This window comes from Citrobacter sp. MGH106 (assembly GCF_001037495.1).
Taxonomy (GTDB): Bacteria; Pseudomonadota; Gammaproteobacteria; order Enterobacterales; family Enterobacteriaceae; genus Citrobacter; species Citrobacter murliniae.
This window is the reverse complement of the sequence record NZ_KQ089822.1, coordinates 923,329-942,747: the sequence shown is the minus strand read 5'-3', so window position 1 is coordinate 942,747 and position 19,419 is coordinate 923,329. Positions and strand designations below refer to the sequence as shown.

Genomic DNA, 19,419 nt, shown 5'->3' with positions numbered 1-19,419 from the left:
CCTTTTTTTATCCTTTTCAGGATTGTCTGCCAGAAATTTATTTACGAAGCATCACTTCGATAAAGTCTTTCCAGTTCCCCAGTTCACGTTCAATCATAACAACCTCTCTTATTATTATGGATATTCTACAAAATCATTCTCTTTCAAAGAAGATAATTTAATCGATAGTTGTGATTACATTCTCCAGTGCTGGGGGTCATGTCATCACTATGCGCCATACCCATAAATTTTATGTGACTTACTGCAATATTTTGAAATATTCATACATCATCTACTACTCTGGCAATTCTGATGGAAAAACAGTCTGATGCAAAGAGGTAAAATCTGAATTCCAGTTCAGTGAGAGTTTCGGAACTTTCAGGAATCATTATTCACTGTTGTTCAACAATGTTATATTTTTCTATAACGATTGAATGACAATATGTATTATCTGGGATCACAAAGCACAAGAATAAATATTCAAATTACGTTAATAAGGATTCAAATGATCACCCTCTACGGCATTAAGAATTGCGATACCATTAAAAAAGCCAGGCGCTGGCTGGAAGCTCACGGGATCGACTATCGTTTCCATGATTATCGCGTCGATGGCCTCGACAACGCGCTATTACAATCCTTTATCAGCGAGTTAGGTTGGGAGTCACTGCTCAATACGCGTGGGACCACATGGCGTAAACTCGATGAAGCAACGCGTAATCAAATTACCGATGCGGATGCCGCCGCCTCGTTGATGATTGAAATGCCAGCAATTATCAAACGCCCATTGCTCTGCGCGCCGGGTAAGCCTATGCTGCTGGGTTTCAGTGAATCCAGTTATATGCAGTTTTTTAATGAGGTGTAGTCTATGTCGTGCCCGGTTATTGAGCTGACACAGCAGCTTATTCGCCGTCCTTCCCTGAGCCCGGATGATGCCGGGTGCCAGGCGTTAATGATTGAACGCCTGCGCGCGGTAGGTTTTACCGTTGAGCGTATGGATTTTGGTGACACACAGAATTTTTGGGCATGGCGCGGACAAGGTGAGACGCTGGCATTTGCCGGTCACACCGACGTAGTGCCCGCTGGCGATGTTGATCGCTGGATTAATCCGCCATTTGAACCGACGATCCGCGACGGCCTGCTGTTCGGGCGTGGCGCTGCCGATATGAAAGGCTCGCTGGCGGCGATGGTTGTCGCAGCTGAGCGCTTCGTCGCCCAACACCCTAACCACAAAGGCCGTCTGGCGTTTTTAATCACTTCAGACGAAGAAGCCAGCGCCAAAAATGGCACCGTTAAGGTGGTCGAAGCGCTGATGGCGCGCAACGAGCGGCTGGACTATTGTCTGGTCGGCGAGCCGTCCAGTACGGAAATCGTCGGTGACGTGGTAAAAAATGGGCGTCGGGGTTCACTGACCTGCAACCTGACCATTCACGGCGTGCAGGGTCACGTAGCCTACCCGCATCTGGCCGATAACCCGGTTCACCGCGCAGCGCCAATGCTGAATGAACTGGTGGCGATCGAGTGGGATCAGGGCAATGAATTCTTCCCGGCAACGAGCATGCAAATTGCCAATATTCAGGCAGGAACCGGCAGCAACAATGTTATCCCTGGTGAACTGTTTATCCAGTTCAACTTCCGTTTCAGCACTGAGTTAAATGACGAGATGATCAAATGCCGGGTGCTGGAATTGCTGGATAAGCACCAGTTGCGTTACACCGTTGACTGGTGGCTCTCCGGCCAGCCATTCCTGACCGAGCGCGGCAAACTGGTGGATGCAGTGGTGAACGCCATTGAGCACTATAATGAAATTAAACCGCAGTTACTGACTACAGGCGGAACGTCCGACGGGCGTTTTATTGCCCGCATGGGGGCGCAGGTGGTTGAACTTGGTCCGGTCAATGCCACCATTCATAAAATAAATGAATGCGTTAATGCCGCCGACCTGCAACTGCTTGCCCGAATGTATCAACGTATCATGGAGCAACTCGTCGCCTGATGAGTGGCCCTGTAAGAGGAAATGAGCATGGACTGGCTGGCTAAATATTGGTGGATTTTAGTGCTGGTGTTTCTGGTAGGCGTATTGCTGAATGTAATTAAAGATCTCAAGCGCGTCGACCACAAAAAATTTCTCGCGAATAAACCGGAGCTTCCCCCGCATCGTGACTTTAACGATAAATGGGACGACGACGACGATTGGCCGAACAAAGACCAACCGAAAAAATAACCCGTAGGCCGAATTATACGCGTAGCGTTGCCATCCGGCACCCGCGCCTGATGGCGCTACGCTTATCTGGCCTACAGGGTTACATCATCTCAATGACATCATCATCGTTTGGTTTCCCCCCACTTAACGCTTCATCGAAATAGTGCTTCGGCACAGTAAAGCGCAAATGGTCGAGAGCAAACTGCATGCTGCGATCGTCAATGGCGTGACCCAGGTTTTCAACGATATCCAGCGTCACATCACCGCCCGCGCGAATTAACGCGTCCTGAGCCGCAACGGCGTGAGATAACTCAATCACCCGGTCTTCACCACCGTGAATCAAATGTACTGTCGTGGCCGTCGTTGCCACTTCCGGCAAACTGGCGTAACGACCATTAAAGGCAATCACCCGTGATGCCAGTCCAGGCTCGGCTTTGATGCTTTCAAGCGACATAATAGCCCCCTGCGAAAAGCCTATCAATGCAGTTGCCCCAGGTGCGACGCCGCTCTGTTTTTGCCAGTAGCGAACGGTTTCGATAAATACCGGCATGATAGCGTCAACACGTTCCTGACGGTTCTCTTCCGTTACGCCCTGAACGGAAAACCATTGACGCCCGGAGGTGGCAGCATATGGCTCAGCACCGCCGATACTCACTATCAGCGCATCCGGAAACAAAGGTGCAAACCAGGATCCTATCTCTCCCATGGCAACAGGGTTATCGCCTACACCATGAAACAACAGCAGCAACTGTTGCGCGGGTTTATCGGGGCTTTGAACAACAAAATGGTCATGTTTCATGGCGATCTCCTTAACTGATGAGCGTCATTCTACGCCGCTTAATCGCAATGACCATGCCAGGAAATTGAAGAAGTTAGTGAAAAAATTACCATTGCATAATGCGATTATGTAGCCGTTGTTCGCGTTCATTATCCAGTTGCGCTAACGCCTGCGCCGCCTCTGCACGCTGAAGCAGTAACAATGCTTTACGACCAGAAACGTTCAGTCGCTCGCACAGTTGTGCGTCAGTGCATTGCTCTTGTAAACGTCCTCGCAGCGCCGGGAGAGGAAGCGTACTGTTCTGAAGCAGGCGACTCAGACAACCCAATGAGGTAAGTAGTGGCCGATGTGCAAAGGCAAATCCCGCCAGTTCTTCCCAGTCATCATCATTAAGCGTAGTTTCTTTCAGTGGGGATACCGGAATGGCCTCGTCATTCCACTGAGCCAGAATCACAGCGTCACGACGCAAGCGCAGGTTCTCCCTCTCAGCGAGACGCCTCCCCGCCTCACTGATGGGCAGTAAAGCCATTGCGGTGTAGCACCCGCTGCTGGCTTCCCGGTGGTTCCCCATACGAACCAACACAAAGCCACAACGCTGCCAGAAACGCCATAGCTCTTGCGTATAACCAAAACTGACGGAGAGGTAATCACACTGCGTGGAATAGCGATGGGCCTGCATAATCAGCTGTTGCCCTATACCTTCCCGCTGGCGCGCAGGGTGAACCGCGATACGGCTGACCCGACGTCCAGTGAGCGTCGCCGCCAGCGGATAACATCCGTGGGCAGCCAGAGACTGAGCCACCAGATTCCCTCTTGGTCGACGGTGCCCGGCAAAGACAGCCTGACTTAATTCTGCGGATAATCCTCCTTCGTCCACCAGCCAGACGGCACCAGCCACCGAGTCCGAGGCCGATGCCTGAAGAAAATGCTGACCTGGCGCATCCATCATCCGGCGAAGATCCAGCGGTGAGGTGCGATAATGCGCCCCGGAAAGCAACTGATATACCGCCAGCGGCAGATTCGGCCTGGTGCGCCAGGCATTCGCTTCAAACGTGGAAAAACGGATCTCTCCCCGAGGCGAATGCATAAAAGTTTCGTCATCGAATACCAGTGCATCGCTGACGACTTTTTCCAACGGACACCCCTGCGCCCACCGGACGGGCTGCTGTAACTCATATCGGCGCAGCGCCGGGAAACGGGCGCAGAATTTTAACAAGAACCCTCTGCCGGTTCCCTCATAACCCTGAACCGTAGTCGTTAACAACGTGCGGGGAAAACGCGAAACCAGTTGATGCAGCAACGGTGCGGGAATGGCAGCGGCCTCATCAACAATAATCCAGTCTGCGGTTTCAGTCCCGGCTAACAGCGCATCCGGGGCCATAAAGCGGTAACGCTCACCGGCAAAGCGTGCCAGCACATCGGTTGCCGCTTTAGCGGGCGCAGTAACAATTGCCGTTCCCTTCATGCGTGAAATCAACTGCCCTGCTAAGGCTGATTTACCCCGACCACGTGCTGCAGTCACTGTTACCACACCACAGGGCATAGCCAACAGATGTTGTAAAATCGCCGCCTGCTCAGGTTGAGGCTCCCCATTCGCGGCTTGCCAGTCAGCGCGTTCAGGGAAATGCGGGCATGAAAATAACTGATTCTGCTGCCAGTGCAGAGCTTGTCTGTCGCGAGTGATGACCCGTTTGAAGTGTTCGACAAAGTGTGGCGTTGGGATGGGTTGCGCGCAGTCACTCCAGCGCAGCGAATCTACATCCGGATGTGTCTGCCAGCTGTTCCAGGAGGGCGTCAGCAACACCAGCCAGCTCCCGGCATACAGCGTACCACTTAATGCGGCAAACGCTGCGGCGTCAAACCCAGACCGCGCATCAAAGACTGCATGACGAAATTCACGTCCCAGTAACGTTTGCAACGCCTGTGGCGTACAGCCCGGCTCTGAGGGAGGCTCTGCACCAACCCACAGCCAGTCGCCGGGTAATGTATCGCGCAGCGCTAACGCCTGCTCCTGACACCAGAGTCCCTCGCCACTGATAATCAGCAAACGGCGGATCCCTTCCCGGGTCATTTGTTCAGTTAGCGCACGCAGCGCGATGTAGTCAGACATCCCTGCCTCAATATCTTACATGCCTTTACCAAAGGTATTGCATTGCGCCGGATCGCCGCTATCAAAGCCACGCTTAAACCAGGTAAGACGCTGTTCAGAGCTCCCGTGCGTAAAGCTGTCCGGCACCACCCGTCCTTGCCCCTGCTGCTGCAGGCGATCGTCGCCAATGGCCTGTGCGGCGTTCAACGCTTCTTCCAGATCACCTGATTCCAGCACACCTTGCTGTTGCATACTGTGCCCCCAGACGCCGGCAAAGCAATCCGCCTGCAGTTCCATACGCACGGAAAGTCGATTCACTTCAGCCTGTGAGGCGTTCTGTTGCATCTGGCGAATCTTTGGCTCGATACCCAGCAGTTTCTGCACATGGTGACCCACTTCATGCGCAATGACATAGCCCTGAGCAAAATCACCATCAGCGCCCAGCTTATTTTTCATGTCGTCATAGAATGAGAGGTCGATATAAACAGTACCGTCAGCCGGGCAATAAAACGGTCCCATAATGGACTGACCCACTCCGCAACCGGTACGCATGGAACCACGATACATCACCAGCCTGGGTTGCTGATAGGTACGGCCCATTTTTTCAAACTGCTGCCCCCAGGTATCTTCCGTTGTCGCCAGAATCACCGAGGTAAATTTGGCTGCTTCATCATCGTTGGGACTGATGGAGCGCGTTGATTGTTCTTGTGAAACGGGTTGGCCTGTCATTAATCCGGTGAGATCCACGCCGTAATACCCTGCCACGAGCACCACAATCAGCAGGATGATGCCGCCTTTACCACTTGGCAAACGAAAACCTGGCCCGCCCATAGAAGGACCGCCACCAGAGCTATTACGTCTGTCTTCTACATTGTCACTTTCACGACGCCCTTGCCAGCGCATAATCACCTCAACTTTTTATTCATTATGATGATGATCGTAGGCGGTTCGGAACAGGATTACCATAAGAAACAGTAATCAAATAGGTATGATTGATGAGCCGGTGAGCGATCGCCGGCTCGAAGGAGGGATCAGTCTAACTTCACGCCCAGGCGATGCGCGACGGCTTCATAGGCTTCGATCAGGCCGCCCAGACTCTGGCGGAAGCGATCTTTATCCATTTTATCCAGGGTTTCTTTATCCCACAGGCGGCTACCATCCGGAGAGAATTCATCACCCAGAACGACTTCGCCTTTATACAAGCCAAACTCAAGTTTGAAGTCGACCAGAATCAGGCCTGCGTCATCAAACATTTTCTTCAGCACGTCATTGGCCTTGTAGGTCAGCTCTTTCATACGTGCCAGATTCTCTTTGCTCACCCAACCAAAAGTTTCGCAGTAAGAATCGTTAATCATCGGGTCGTGCATTGCATCATTTTTCAGGAACAGATCAAACAGAGGCGGATTCAGTTCAATACCTTCCTCAACGCCTAAACGCTTCACCAGAGAACCTGCCGCACGGTTACGCACCACGCACTCAACCGGTACCATCTCCAGTTTTTTCACCAGACATTCGGTATCAGAAAGCAGTCGCTCCATTTGGGTAGGAATACCCGCTTCTTCCAGCTTAGTCATAATGAAATGGTTGAATTTATTGTTCACCATACCTTTACGATCAAACTGTTCAATGCGCGCGCCATCCCCTGCTGACGTATCATTGCGGAATTCGAGCACCAACAGGTCCGGGTTTTCCGTGCTGTATACGGTCTTCGCTTTACCACGATACAACTCAGCTTGCTTTTGCATCTTTATTACTCCTGGGTGTGAATTAACGATAAATATTGCGCTTTTCTGCTGACGCACACGTTTGCGTATCATATCAGAAAAAAAGGCTGGATTACTCCAGCCCTTTATTTTTACTTACTGAAAGCTGCCTGGAAGACGGCAACCAGCGCGTCGTTCTGGCTTTGCGTCAGGGTGTGTCCCTTCGGATCGATAAACTGCATACTGCTGCGGTTGTCTAAATCACCGACCTGCAGTTTGTAGTCACCGGATACCAGACCCGGATCGGTTGCGCCCAGTTCCTGCCAACCGCTGTCAGACAGTGGTTTGTAGGTCACGGCGAAACTGCCCTGAGAACGGGTGCTGTCGGTCACTTTCATGCCCACTTTCTCAAGAGCCGCCGGCAGACGTTGCCACACCACGTTGAACGGTCCACGAACGACCAACATCGGTAAACCGGTGTCATCGGCAGCACTCTGAACATCCATAGTTGCTGCAGAGCGGTTCTGCGCGGCATTCGCAGCATCGGTGGCGTTCTTATCCAGACCCGCAGAGATGACGTTCATCATCTCAGCGCTATAGCGCTGCATTGACGCCGCATCTGCGACTGGCTTACCGGCCTGTTCGAGGTTAACCAGTTTCACCGTCACCGCTTGCTGATAGCCCTGCGGTTTAACCGAGATTTGATAACGTCCACGGTACTGTTCGTCTTCATCCAGACGGTTCCAGTCAACCCAATCGGTAGTCAGCGTCTGGCTGGCATCATCGCGTTTGGTGATAGTGTAATTTTTAGACTGAATCACGCTGACAACCTGCGGCCACAGAGTGTTGGCACGGCCATTTTCCACCAGCAATGTTGCCGTATCACCCGCAATCTGGGTACGTGCGCCACTGACTAATGCTAACGGCTGAGCCGGTGGGCGAATATCCAGCGCTTTACCTACGGCACCACTGCCGTTAGTAACCGGGATATTATAGTCACCTGCGGTTATCGGCAGAATCATCCCAGCTGGCGCGTGAAGCTCAGCAAGCGGTGCAGCCTCCAGATAGGATTCGTCACCGCTCACCTGGCGCTTATAGCGCGAATCAGAACTACAGGCCGCGAGCAACATAACAAGCGAAACACCCGCAACCTTGGCCAGGCGCGACTTTTGTACTGAGTAAGCCATCAAATCTCCCTAAACTTTACAGCAAACCGGCATGCTTAAGCGCCGCTTTGACGATATCACGAGCATTGTCCGTGATTGGCGTCATCGGCAGACGCAGTGTATCGGTCGCCACAAGTCCCAACTCCTTACATGCCCATTTCACCGGGATAGGATTGGGTTCGACAAATAGTTTGTTGTGTAACGGCATCAGACGCTGATTGATCACCCGCGCCTCGGCAAAGTGCCCTTCTGCCGCCAGTTTGCACATTTCAGCCATATCACGTGCCGCTACGTTAGACGTAACAGAAATCACGCCATGACCACCAAGCTGAATAAAGTCCAGCCCAGTCGCGTCATCACCGCTGAGCAGAATAAAATCGTCTGAAACCAGCTCTTTGATCTGGTGAACACGACTTAAGTTCCCTGTGGCCTCTTTGATAGCGACAATATTTTTTACTTTCGCCAGACGACCAACGGTTTCCGGCAGCATATCGCAGCCAGTACGGGACGGCACATTATACAGAATTTGCGGCAGGTCAGTATGTTCAGCGATGGCTTTGAAATGCTGGAACAGGCCTTCCTGGGTTGGGCGGTTGTAGTAAGGCGTCACCGTCAGGCAGCCGACAATACCACTGTCGTTGAAACGCTGCGTCAGACTAATGGCTTCTGCGGTCGCATTGGCGCCGGTTCCGGCAATCACCGGAATACGCCCGTCGGCCAGCTCCAGCGTCATCATTACCACGTCGCCATGCTCATCATGACTCAACGTGGCGGACTCACCGGTGGTGCCAACCGAAACGATCGCCGAGGTGCCGCTGGCGACATGATAATCAATCAGTTTTTTCAGGCTCGACCGGCAGACTTTACCTTTCTCATCCATCGGCGTAATAAGCGCGACAATACTTCCCGTGAACATGGGCCATCCTCTGTGCAAACAAGTGTCTCAATGGTACGTTTGGTACGACAATAAAAGCAAGCGACCATAGCCCTTCTGATTGTTGTATGCATGTTTTTTTTATGCTTTCCTTATGATTACCTCACCTCTCAAAGGAAGAACAGGTTTGACACCGTCATCGCAACACTATCTGGTCATTACTGCGCTGGGTGCTGATCGCCCGGGAATTGTGAACACCATCACTCGTCATGTCAGCAGTTGTGGCTGTAATATTGAAGACAGCCGACTGGCCATGCTGGGTGACGAGTTTACTTTTATTATGCTGTTATCCGGTACCTGGAATGCCATAACCCTGATTGAATCAACCTTGCCGTTGAAAGGTGCAGAGCTGGATTTATTGATTGTGATGAAGCGAACGACTGCTCGCCCCCGTCCGGCGATGCCCGCCACGGTATGGGTGCAGGTCGATGTCCCCGACTCTCCCCATCTGATAGAACGCTTTACCGCACTTTTTGACAGTCACCAAATGAATATCGCGGAACTGGTTTCTCGCACACAACCGGCTGAAAACGGAAAGTCTGCACAACTGTTTATCCAAATCACGGCACATAGTCCCGCGTCACACGATTCGGCAAATATTGAGGATGCCTTTAAAGCACTCTGTACAGAACTCAATGCGCAAGGCAGTATTAACGTCGTCAATTACTCACAGCATGATGAACAGGATGGAGTTAAGTAATGAACCCACTGAAAGCCGGTGATATCGCACCGAAATTTAGCTTGCCGGACCAAGACGGAGAACAAGTAAATTTAACCGACTTCCAGGGACAGCGTGTTCTGGTTTATTTCTACCCGAAAGCCATGACGCCGGGCTGTACCGTGCAAGCCTGCGGCTTACGCGATAACATGGATCAGTTAAAAAAAGCAGGTGTTGAAGTCCTGGGGATCAGCACCGATAAACCTGAAAAGCTTTCCCGATTTGCTGAAAAAGAAGTGCTTAACTTCACGCTCCTGTCCGATGAAGATCATCAGGTATGCGAGCAGTTCGGTGTCTGGGGTGAGAAATCGTTTATGGGAAAAACCTACGATGGCATCCATCGCATCAGCTTCCTGATTGATGCCGAGGGTAAAATCGAACACGTGTTTGATGATTTCAAAACCAGCAATCACCACGATGTGGTCATGAACTGGTTGAAAGAAAACGCCTGATGTACATTGTGCCGGATTAGGCTTTTACACCGCCATCCGGCACAACCGCTATCTACTCAAATGTTCCTTTAACGCACGCTTTCTTCTCTCTCACTACCGCAACCCCCTTCGCCCAGAGGTGATAAACTTCCAGCTCGTCGTTTAGTACCAGAATATCCGCATCACATCCGACCGCCAGACGGCCTTTATGCTCAAACCCAAGGAACTCCGCTACTGTGCGTGTCAGCGGACGTAGCGCCAGCTCCAACGGTATGGCATGAACCTTCACCAATTGGCGCACCGTATCAGCAAGTGATTCGAATCCGGCTACACCAATCCCCGTCAGATTACCGTGTTCATCAAATTCCGGCTGGCTGCCATTACCATCTGAACTCAGGGTAATACGCGACAGTGGAACTTCATGGCGCAGCGCGGTAGCAATAGCCATTGCCGGGGAGACAGGCTCATCAATACTGCTGGTGATGTCGATATAACCGCCTTTGCGGGCATACTCTAACGCGGCCTGAAACAGCGGCTCCGCACGGTTAACATGCGTTGGCAACAGCTTGGTGACAGGTACATCACTGCTGTTCAGAATGTCATACAACGGCTCCAGCATGCGCGGACTGTCACCCATATGGAATACGCTGATCCCTGGTTTTTGTCCCAGCAATCCACCTACGCGCGACTGAGCCGCCATATTCGCCAGCACTGCTGTATTCGGGGCAGATGATCGATGGTCGGAAACTGCACATTTAACCCCAATCACTTTATCGATCAATGCCACATCGCGTTCAATACTGCCGGTAATAGTCGGCGAAGGTAAAGAGTAAGCGCCGGTTAGCATCCAGGCACTGATGCCTTCATACTCCAGAGCTCGGGTTTTAGCCAACAGCGACTCCGGGTGGCGGGTGATGCCGTCAGTTCCCAGTAATCCCACAACCGAAGTAATACCTGCTTCAACCAGGCGCGACAGACGCACCTCCGGCGTGCGGGTATGTGGCCCAGCTTCCCCGCCGCCACCGATCAGATGGACGTGCTGATCGATAAACCCCGGACAAACAATAGCACCATCAAGATTGATACACTGGCAGCCAGGAAAATCTTCTGCAGCGATTGTGGGCGCAACAGCAACAATTTTGCCATCAGAAACCAGTATATCCTGTAGTCCCAGATCTTCAGGTGCGTAAACGTGTCCACGTTGGAACAGCGTCAAATTAAGAATTGAACAGTTCATAACCTTCCTTGTCATGCAGCAACCTGCATAATTCAAATAGAGAATATGGATACCCGGCGGCATTGCGCCGCCACAGCATCCTGATTAGGATTCGTCAATCGTCTGACCATCCGGCCAGGCATGAACTACCGCTTTAATTAGCGTCGCCAGCGGAATAGCAAAGAATACGCCCCAAAAGCCCCACAGACCGCCGAAAATAACCACTGACAGAATAATCACCAACGGATGCAGATTTACAGCCTCGGAGAAAAGTACAGGGACCAGCAGATTGCCATCCAGCGCCTGGATTATCAGGTACACGGCAAAACAGCTCCAGAATTCGGTCCCGAGACCAAACTGGAACAGTGCCACACCAACCACCGGAATCGTCACCACAAAGGCGCCGATATACGGGATCAGGACTGAGAACCCGACCAGCACCGCCAATAGCAGAGAATAGTTGAGGCCAAACAGCAGGAAGCCAAGCCAGGTCGCAACCCCCACCACCACCATTTCGAGCACTTTGCCACGAATGTAGTTAGTGATTTGCTGATTCATCTCTTTCCAGACCTGCCCCGCCAGCCCGCGATTACGCGGCAACACCCGACGCACAGCATTCAGCATCTGCCCTTTATCTTTCACCAGGAAGAACACCATCAACGGCACGAGAACCAGATAAACCGCCAGTGTCAGTAATCCGACCAGGGAGGCCACAGAATATTTCACCACCGAGTCGCCCATCGTGAGCATCCGCGAGCGCATATTCTCCGCCATCGCATCAATAATGCCAGCGTCCATCAGCGCCGGATAACGTCGTGGTAAGGTTGCAGCAAAGTCAGAAAGCTTATTCAGCATGCCGGGCATATCACGTATCAGATAAATCCCCTGCTGCCACGCGACAGGCATCACCACGAACGCCATCAGTAGCAAGATACCGACAAACACCACCAGCACAATGGATGTCGCCCAGGGTCGGGAACAGCCGATATTTTCCAGACGCACTGTCGGCCATTCAAGCAGGTAAGCCAGCACAATCGCGACCAGCAGCGGTGCTAACAGACCGCTAAAGAAAAAAAGAATACCAAAACCGGCAACCAGGATAACCAACAAGGCAATAGCCTCTGGGTCGCTAAAGCGGCGGCGATACCATTGCATCAGCATTTCGAGCATAAAACCCTTCCATGAACCTCAATAGCGGGATTGCGATCCCGAATTGTATCGAAATGTCACAAAAAAGACTTCGCTTTTTATGACTCATTCCGCAAAGTGAAAAGACATTCTTCCTGGGTGTTCATCGCAGGATTTCGCAGTTACACTCCGAATGCTGCCGGAGTGTGAACGATACTTCGCAGCACGGGTCAAAATGGCTATCTCCATGAATACAGGACAGAGGTTATGTTCAGGCAGTTGAAAAAAAACCTGGTTGCTACCCTCATTGCTGCACTAACTATCGGTCAGGTCGCGCCCGCATTTGCTGATACTGCGGACACGTTACCCGATATGGGGACCTCAGCAGGGAGCACACTCTCCATCGGTCAGGAAATGCAGATGGGCGACTATTACGTGCGCCAACTGCGCGGCAGTGCGCCGTTAATTAACGACCCGCTGCTGACCCAATATATTAATACTCTGGGGATGCGCCTGGTATCCCACGCAGACTCAGTAAAAACCCCGTTCCATTTCTTTTTGATTAATAACGACGAAATTAACGCCTTTGCTTTTTTTGGCGGCAACGTTGTTCTGCACTCCGCACTCTTTCGCTATTCCGATAACGAAAGCCAACTGGCCTCGGTAATGGCGCACGAAATCTCCCACGTCACGCAGCGCCACCTGGCGCGCGCCATGGAAGATCAAAAACGTACCGCCCCGCTGACATGGGTAGGCGCACTGGGTTCAATTTTATTAGCAATGGCCAGTCCGCAGGCGGGGATGGCAGCCCTTACCGGCACCCTGGCGGGAACGCGTCAGGGGATGATCAGCTTCACCCAACAGAATGAACAGGAAGCGGATCGTATTGGTATTCAGGTACTGCAGCGCTCAGGTTTTGATCCGCAAGCAATGCCAACGTTCCTGGAGAAACTGCTCGACCAGGCTCGTTACTCCACACGTCCACCTGAAATTCTGCTGACTCACCCCCTACCAGAAAGTCGTCTGGCGGATGCACGTAACCGAGCTAACCAGATGCGTCCAGCTGTGGTGCAATCGTCTGAAGACTTTTATCTGGCAAAAGCACGAACCCTGGGGATGTATAATTCTGGCCGCAACCAGCTAACCAGCGACCTGCTGGACAACTGGTCGAAAGGCAATGTCCGTGAACAACGGGCTGCACAATATGGTCGGGCGCTACAGACGATGGAAGCCAGTAAATATGACGAGGCGCGTAAAGCGCTGCAGCCTCTGCTGGCTGCAGACCCTAACAATGCCTGGTATCTCGACCTGGCTACGGATATCGATCTCGGCCAGAAGAAAACCAGCGATGCCATTAATCGTCTGAAAAATGCGCGCGACCTGCGCGTAAATCCGGTATTGCAACTTAATCTGGCGAATGCATATTTACAGGGCGGACAAGCCAAAGAGGCCGCAACCATCCTCAATCGTTATACGTTTAACAATAAAGATGACGCTAACGGCTGGGATTTGTTAGCACAAACGGAAGCCACCCTGAATAACCGCGATCAAGAGCTGGCGGCGCGCGCGGAAGGCTATGCCCTAGCGGGGCGTCTTGACCAGGCCATCTCTATGCTCAGCAGCGCAAGCTCGCAGGTGAAACTGGGAAGCCAGCAACAGGCCAGATACGACGCCCGTATCGACCAGCTACGCCAGTTGCAAGAGCGTTTTAAACCGTATACGAAGATGTAACAGGAAAACACAATGTCAGACGCGATTAAAATCTACCATAACCCACGCTGCTCAAAGAGCCGCGAAACGCTGGAGTTACTGAAGTCCAACGGTGTAGAACCGGAAGTGGTGCTTTATCTGGAGACACCTGCTGACGCAGCAACCCTGCGTGAACTGCTGCAGATGCTGGGAATGTCCAGCGCTCGCAAATTAATGCGCCAGAAAGAAGATCTCTACAAATCACTTAACCTGGCGGACAGTAGTTTGAGTGAAGATGCGTTGATTGAGGCGATGGTGAAAAACCCGAAATTGATGGAGCGCCCGATTGTGGTGGCAAACGGTCAGGCGAGAATTGGTCGTCCGCCGGAGCAGGTACTGGAAATCATCGATTAACATCAAATAACACCGCAGCCTTTCCGGTTGCGGTGCTTACAATTTTAAAATCTCTTTGACGAACGGAATAGTTAGTTTGCGCTGAGCGGTGATCGATGCGTGGTCGAGTTGATCCAGTGTCATAAACAAAGTGCGCATTTCCCGATCCAGTCGTTTTAACAGAAAGCGCCCCACATCTTCCGGAAGTTCGAACCCGCGTAATCTGGCACGTAGTTGCAAAGCCTGAAGCTTGTCTTCATCCGAGAGCGGCTGCAACTTATAGATTTGCCCCCAGTCCAGGCGCGAAGCAAGATCCGGTAGTCCCAGATTCAGCTGTCTTGGCGGGCGATCGCCGGTGATCAGCAGCCGGGTTTTCCCTGACTCAAGAATACGGTTGTAGAGATCAAAAATAGCCATTTCCCACAGGGAATCCCCGGCAACGCATTCGATGTTATCAATACACACCAGTGACAGATGCTCCATACCGTCAAGCACTTCCGGTACGAACCAGGTACGTTTGTCCAGTGGTACATAACCTACCGCATCGCCGCGCTGAGACAACTCGGCGCATGCTGCATGCAGCAAATGGCTACGGCCCGCGCCTTCGCGCGACCAGAGATAGATATACCCGCTATGTTCCTGACGCAGCACGTTTTGCAGTGCAGCCAGTAGAGAGGAGTTATCCCCCGGCCAGAAACTCGCGAAAGTTTCATCGTCAGGAAGATAAAGTGGCAGAGAGAGCTGTGCCGGTGTGTTCAGAGATACCTCAACCCAGGATTTCATAAAATCGCGTTGAGTTTACCACAGAAATACGTCGTGATAGAACCGGGCAGCGTCGCTGCCCGGTCAAAGACTTAGTGTTGCGGGGTGTCTTCTGCATCTTTGGCGTCGAGGACAACTTCCTCCGGACGCAGCAAGCTAATCGCTTTGAAGATCAGGCTCAGGCATACGCCGACAATAGTCGCCAGTGCCATCCCTTTCAGTTCAGCGGCACCAATGTGAACCTTTGCACCACTCACACCGATAATCAAAATAACCGACGTCAGGATCAGGTTTTGCGCTTTGTTGTAATCAACTTTCGATTCGATCAACACGCGAATACCAGATGCGCCGATAACTCCGTACAGCAGCAGCGACACACCGCCCATCACCGGTAGCGGGATAATCTGAATCGCGGCAGCCAGTTTACCGACGCAGGAGAGCAGAATGGCAAAAATAGCCGCACCGCCAATAACCCAGGTACTGTATACACGGGTAATGGCCATCACGCCGATGTTTTCGCCGTAAGTGGTGTTAGGCGTGGATCCAAAGAAGCCAGAGATCACCGTCGACAGACCGTTGGCGAACATCGAGCGATGCAGTCCAGGATCGCGAATCAAATCTTTTTTCACGATATTCGCCGTTACCACCAAATGCCCTACGTGTTCAGCAATAACTACCAGTGCCGCAGGCAGGATGGTCAGAATGGCAACCCATTCAAAGCGTGGTGTGTAGAAGGTCGGCAGAGCAAACCAGTGAGCCTGAGCAATCGGCGTGGTATCCACAACGCCCATCACAAAGGAGAGCGCATAACCCGCCAGTACACCAATCAGAATGGGGATAATGGCCATAAAGCCACGGAACAGTACTGAACCAAAAACCGTTACCGCCAGCGTTACCATAGAGATGATAATTGTTTTGGAATCTGGCATTTGCCCCTCTGCAGGAAGCAAACCAGCCATACCAGCTGCAACGCCAGCCAGTTCCAGACCGATAACGGCAACGATTGCGCCCATGGCCGCAGGCGGGAACATCACATCCAGCCAGCCGGTCCCTGCTTTCTTAACGATGAAAGAAACCAGGCAGAACAGAACGCCGCACATAATAAAACCACCGAGCGCCACTTCATACCCAAGCGGTAGCAACAGCAATACCGGAGAAATAAACGCGAAGCTGGACCCCAGATAGGCAGGAATTTTGCCTTTACAAATGAAGAGATACAGCAGTGTACCAATACCGTTAAACAGCAGGACAGTTGCCGGGTTGATATGAAACAGGACAGGCACCAGTACCGTTGCACCAAACATGGCGAACAGGTGCTGCAAACTAAGCGGGATCGTCTGTAAAAGCGGCGGTCTTTCACTCACCCCGATAGCACGGCGCGTCATAGTGTTTTCCTCTGAGTGTTGTTTGTTATTAGTGATTAGGTTGTTTTATTCAAAAAAAAGCCGACTCTTAAAGTCGGCTTCTTTTTATTTATTCATTTACTTAGTACCAAAAATCTTATCGCCAGCATCGCCGAGTCCCGGAATAATGTATCCTTGCTCGTTCAGCCCCTGGTCGATAGATGCGGTATATAGCTCAACATCCGGGTGCGCTTTTTCCAGTGCCGCGATACCTTCCGGTGCGGCTACCAGCACCAGTACTTTAATGCTGCTGCAGCCCGCATTTTTCAGCAGGTCGATGGTGGCGATAACGGAACCGCCAGTGGCCAGCATCGGGTCGACGATCAGCGCCATACGCTCATCAATATTAGAAACCAGCTTCTGGAAGTACGGTACCGGCTCCAGAGTCTCTTCGTTACGGTACATGCCAACTACGCTGATACGCGCACTCGGAACGTTTTCCAGTACGCCTTCCATCATACCCAGGCCCGCACGCAGGATTGGTACAACAGTGATTTTTTTACCTTTAATTTGGTCTACTTCAACCGGGCCATTCCAGCCTTCGATGGTTACCTTTTCGGTTTCCAGACCAGCGGTTGCTTCATAGGTCAGCAGGCTGCCAACTTCCGAGGCGAGTTCACGAAAGCGTTTAGTGCTGATGTCATTTTCACGCATCAGTCCCAGCTTGTGTTTGACGAGTGGGTGTTTGACTTCCACGATCTTCATACTCTTCTCCTTTCCTCAGACGAGTGGCAACCACAAAAAAAATCGCCGGATTATACCGCTTTTCCTCTCTGGCGCAACACTGCATACGCTTGATATGGATCAACCAAAGTCATTTGCGTTCGGGAGATGAGTATAAAACAAGGCCACAGTCTTGACGGAAAATAGTATCAATGTATTGAATTATATAAGTATTATCTTCTGGTCTGTATGACGTATTGAAGCCACAAAAAAGATTTTCTGAATATTGTTCATCAGACTCACACCCGTTAACACGTATCCAGCATCGTCGGGTTGCGGTTTATTGTGCTATTGAAAAGGTCAAACGCTGAAAAAAACAGCAGAAAAAAGTCGTTGCAGAGCAGGCTCGCAAACGTTTGCTTTCCCTGTTAGAATTGCGCCGAATTTAATTGCTACCGCAAGTTAACGCGTGGGGACCCAAGCAGTGACCGATAAAACCTCTCTTAGCTATAAAGATGCCGGTGTTGATATTGACGCAGGTAATGCTCTGGTTGATCGAATCAAAGGCGTAGTGAAGAAAACTCGTCGCCCGGAAGTTATGGGTGGATTGGGTGGCTTCGGCGCGCTGTGCGCATTGCCGCAAAAATATCGTGAACCTGTACTGGTTTCCGGCACTGATGGCGTAGGTACAAAACTGCGTCTGGCAATGGATCTAAAACGCCATGACACCATTGGTATTGACCTGGTGGCGATGTGCGTTAACGACCTCGTGGTTCAGGGCGCTGAACCGCTGTTTTTCCTCGATTACTACGCTACCGGCAAACTGGATGTGGATACCGCTGCCAGCGTGATTAACGGTATTGCTGAGGGATGTCTGCAGTCTGGTTGTGCGCTGGTCGGCGGGGAAACCGCTGAAATGCCGGGGATGTATCACGGCGAAGATTACGACGTGGCCGGCTTCTGCGTTGGGGTAGTAGAGAAATCAGAAATTATCGACGGTTCAAAAGTAGCTGATGGCGATGTGCTGATTGCACTCGGCTCCAGCGGCCCACACTCCAACGGTTATTCCCTGGTGCGTAAAATCGTGGAAGTCAGCGGTTGTGACCCGGAAACGACCGAACTGGAAGGAAAACCACTGGCCGACCACTTACTGGCGCCGACACGCATCTATGTGAAATCCATTCTGGAACTGATCGAGAAGGTCGATGTGCATGCTATCGCACACCTGACCGGCGGCGGTTTCTGGGAAAATATTCCGCGCGTACTGCCAGATAACACGCAGGCGGTCATCGACGAATCCTCATGGCAATGGCCAGCCGTCTTCAACTGGCTGCAAACCGCAGGTAACGTCAGCCAGCACGAGATGTATCGTACCTTCAACTGCGGCGTAGGTATGGTCATTGCCTTGCCGGAAACTGAAGTGGAAAAAGCACTCGCCCTGCTGAATGAGAAAGGTGAAAACGCTTGGAGAATCGGTATCATCAAAGCTTCTGATTCCGAACAGCGTGTGGTTATTGAATGAAAAACATCGTGGTGCTCATTTCCGGCAACGGAAGCAATTTGCAGGCGATAATTGACGCCTGCAAACAGAAAAAAATCAATGGCACCATACGTGCAGTATTTAGTAACAAGGCCGACGCGTTCGGCCTTGAACGTGCACGAGAGGCAACTATTCCGGCACATTCGCTGGAAGCAGGCCAGTTTGCCAGCCGAGAAGCATTCGATCGGGAACTGATAAAAGAGATAGATGCTTATGCACCGGATGTGGTGGTGCTGGCCGGATATATGCGCATCCTCAGCCCGGCATTTGTCGACCACTATGCCGGACGCTTACTCAATATCCACCCTTCCCTGTTACCTAAATATCCCGGCCTGCATACCCACCGTCAGGTGCTGGAAAACGGGGATGAAGAACATGGAACCTCCGTTCATTTCGTGACCGATGAACTCGACGGTGGCCCGGTTATTCTGCAAGCGAAGGTTCCGGTTTTTGACGGTGACAGCGAAGATGATGTTACTGCCCGCGTTCAGGCGCAGGAACACGCCATTTATCCGCTGGTGGTGAGCTGGTTTACCGACGGTCGCCTGAAAATGCGCGATAACGCGGCCTGGCTGGACGGCAATCGCCTTTCACCACAAGGCTATGCCGCTGACGAATAAAAGTCCC

General features: G+C 51.8%; 21 protein-coding genes. 9 read left to right on the top strand and 12 right to left on the bottom strand.

The features are described from left to right. Window positions 1-37 precede the first annotated feature (37 nt). A complete protein-coding gene (gene ypfM / locus SK36_RS24570; RefSeq protein ID WP_001386977.1) occupies window positions 38-97 on the bottom strand; it encodes a protein YpfM in 60 nt (19 codons plus the stop codon). Between the two features lie 387 nt (window positions 98-484). Between ypfM and SK36_RS04265 the strand changes: the two genes are divergently transcribed. Genes SK36_RS04265 through SK36_RS04255 form a run of 3 tightly spaced genes read left to right on the top strand, consistent with a single transcriptional unit; the run spans window position 485 to window position 2,200 of the window. Then, window positions 485-841: an ArsC family reductase gene (locus SK36_RS04265; protein WP_045446030.1), complete on the top strand. Its 357-nt coding sequence runs from the start codon at window positions 485-487 to the stop codon at window positions 839-841. Between the two features lie 3 nt (window positions 842-844). Next, window positions 845-1,972 (top strand): succinyl-diaminopimelate desuccinylase, encoded by a 1,128-nt coding sequence (gene dapE, locus SK36_RS04260; RefSeq protein WP_048220843.1) that lies wholly within the window; start codon window positions 845-847, stop codon window positions 1,970-1,972. A 27-nt stretch (window positions 1,973-1,999) separates the two neighbouring features. Beyond that, window positions 2,000-2,200 carry a YpfN family protein gene (locus SK36_RS04255; RefSeq protein WP_003835080.1) on the top strand — a complete coding sequence of 67 codons (201 nt, stop codon included), beginning with the start codon at window positions 2,000-2,002 and terminating at the stop codon, window positions 2,198-2,200. A 79-nt stretch (window positions 2,201-2,279) separates the two neighbouring features. Here SK36_RS04255 and ypfH read toward each other — a convergent pair whose 3' ends face one another. The 6 genes from ypfH to dapA all read right to left on the bottom strand — a co-directional run bounded on the left by ypfH (window position 2,280) and on the right by dapA (window position 8,831). After that, on the bottom strand, window positions 2,280-2,978 hold the full coding sequence (gene ypfH, locus SK36_RS04250) for an esterase (protein ID WP_048220842.1): 699 nt from the start codon (window positions 2,976-2,978) through the stop codon (window positions 2,280-2,282). Window positions 2,979-3,063: 85 nt separating this feature from the next. After that, entirely contained in the window at window positions 3,064-5,067 is a 2,004-nt protein-coding gene (locus SK36_RS04245; RefSeq protein ID WP_048220841.1) for a tRNA(Met) cytidine acetyltransferase TmcA, read from the bottom strand. 15 nt (window positions 5,068-5,082) lie between these two features. Further along, entirely contained in the window at window positions 5,083-5,949 is an 867-nt protein-coding gene (gene ypfJ / locus SK36_RS04240; RefSeq protein ID WP_045446047.1) for a KPN_02809 family neutral zinc metallopeptidase, read from the bottom strand. A 128-nt stretch (window positions 5,950-6,077) separates the two neighbouring features. After that, window positions 6,078-6,791, bottom strand: coding sequence for a phosphoribosylaminoimidazolesuccinocarboxamide synthase (purC, locus tag SK36_RS04235; protein ID WP_045446050.1), 714 nt, complete (start codon window positions 6,789-6,791; stop codon window positions 6,078-6,080). 110 nt (window positions 6,792-6,901) lie between these two features. Beyond that, window positions 6,902-7,936, bottom strand: coding sequence for an outer membrane protein assembly factor BamC (bamC, locus tag SK36_RS04230; RefSeq protein WP_045446053.1), 1,035 nt, complete (start codon window positions 7,934-7,936; stop codon window positions 6,902-6,904). Between the two features lie 16 nt (window positions 7,937-7,952). Next, complete coding sequence (dapA, locus tag SK36_RS04225; protein ID WP_045446056.1) at window positions 7,953-8,831, bottom strand: 4-hydroxy-tetrahydrodipicolinate synthase; 879 nt, start codon at window positions 8,829-8,831, stop codon at window positions 7,953-7,955. A 145-nt stretch (window positions 8,832-8,976) separates the two neighbouring features. Between dapA and SK36_RS04220 the strand changes: the two genes are divergently transcribed. Together SK36_RS04220 and bcp are read left to right on the top strand one after the other, a co-directional pair. Further along, a complete protein-coding gene (locus SK36_RS04220; protein ID WP_197086121.1) occupies window positions 8,977-9,549 on the top strand; it encodes a glycine cleavage system transcriptional repressor in 573 nt (190 codons plus the stop codon). Then, the gene (gene bcp, locus SK36_RS04215; RefSeq protein WP_006683508.1) at window positions 9,549-10,019 is read left to right on the top strand and encodes a thioredoxin-dependent thiol peroxidase; all 471 of its coding nucleotides are present in this window, start codon (window positions 9,549-9,551) and stop codon (window positions 10,017-10,019) included. Before SK36_RS04220 ends, bcp begins: the two co-directional genes overlap by 1 nt. Before the next feature lie 52 nt (window positions 10,020-10,071). On the opposite strand, the gene iadA is transcribed toward bcp, so the two are convergent. Together iadA and SK36_RS04205 are read right to left on the bottom strand one after the other, a co-directional pair. Further along, on the bottom strand, window positions 10,072-11,235 hold the full coding sequence (iadA, locus tag SK36_RS04210) for a beta-aspartyl-peptidase (protein WP_048220839.1): 1,164 nt from the start codon (window positions 11,233-11,235) through the stop codon (window positions 10,072-10,074). An 84-nt stretch (window positions 11,236-11,319) separates the two neighbouring features. Beyond that, a complete protein-coding gene (locus tag SK36_RS04205; RefSeq protein ID WP_045446065.1) occupies window positions 11,320-12,384 on the bottom strand; it encodes an AI-2E family transporter in 1,065 nt (354 codons plus the stop codon). A gap of 225 nt (window positions 12,385-12,609) precedes the next feature. On the opposite strand from SK36_RS04205, the gene bepA reads away from it, so the two are divergent. Together bepA and arsC are read left to right on the top strand one after the other, a co-directional pair. Continuing rightward, window positions 12,610-14,073, top strand: a complete 1,464-nt coding sequence (bepA, locus tag SK36_RS04200; protein WP_048220838.1) for a beta-barrel assembly-enhancing protease — start codon at window positions 12,610-12,612, stop codon at window positions 14,071-14,073. A 12-nt stretch (window positions 14,074-14,085) separates the two neighbouring features. Continuing rightward, on the top strand, window positions 14,086-14,445 hold the full coding sequence (arsC, locus tag SK36_RS04195) for an arsenate reductase (glutaredoxin) (RefSeq protein ID WP_048220837.1): 360 nt from the start codon (window positions 14,086-14,088) through the stop codon (window positions 14,443-14,445). A 36-nt stretch (window positions 14,446-14,481) separates the two neighbouring features. Here the strand turns inward: arsC and SK36_RS04190 are convergent, their stop codons facing one another. The 3 genes from SK36_RS04190 to upp form a co-directional block, all read right to left on the bottom strand. After that, on the bottom strand, window positions 14,482-15,183 hold the full coding sequence (locus SK36_RS04190; RefSeq protein ID WP_223307030.1) for a DnaA inactivator Hda: 702 nt from the start codon (window positions 15,181-15,183) through the stop codon (window positions 14,482-14,484). Between the two features lie 95 nt (window positions 15,184-15,278). Continuing rightward, the gene (gene uraA / locus SK36_RS04185) at window positions 15,279-16,571 is read right to left on the bottom strand and encodes a uracil permease (protein ID WP_045446077.1); all 1,293 of its coding nucleotides are present in this window, start codon (window positions 16,569-16,571) and stop codon (window positions 15,279-15,281) included. A 96-nt stretch (window positions 16,572-16,667) separates the two neighbouring features. Then, window positions 16,668-17,294 (bottom strand): uracil phosphoribosyltransferase, encoded by a 627-nt coding sequence (gene upp / locus SK36_RS04180; protein WP_045446080.1) that lies wholly within the window; start codon window positions 17,292-17,294, stop codon window positions 16,668-16,670. 442 nt (window positions 17,295-17,736) lie between these two features. Between upp and purM the strand changes: the two genes are divergently transcribed. Next, window positions 17,737-18,774: a phosphoribosylformylglycinamidine cyclo-ligase gene (gene purM / locus SK36_RS04175; protein WP_045446083.1), complete on the top strand. Its 1,038-nt coding sequence runs from the start codon at window positions 17,737-17,739 to the stop codon at window positions 18,772-18,774. Beyond that, a complete protein-coding gene (gene purN / locus SK36_RS04170) occupies window positions 18,771-19,412 on the top strand; it encodes a phosphoribosylglycinamide formyltransferase (RefSeq protein ID WP_045446086.1) in 642 nt (213 codons plus the stop codon). The genes purM and purN overlap by 4 nt, the downstream gene beginning before the upstream one ends. The last annotated feature ends 7 nt before the right edge of the window (window positions 19,413-19,419 follow it).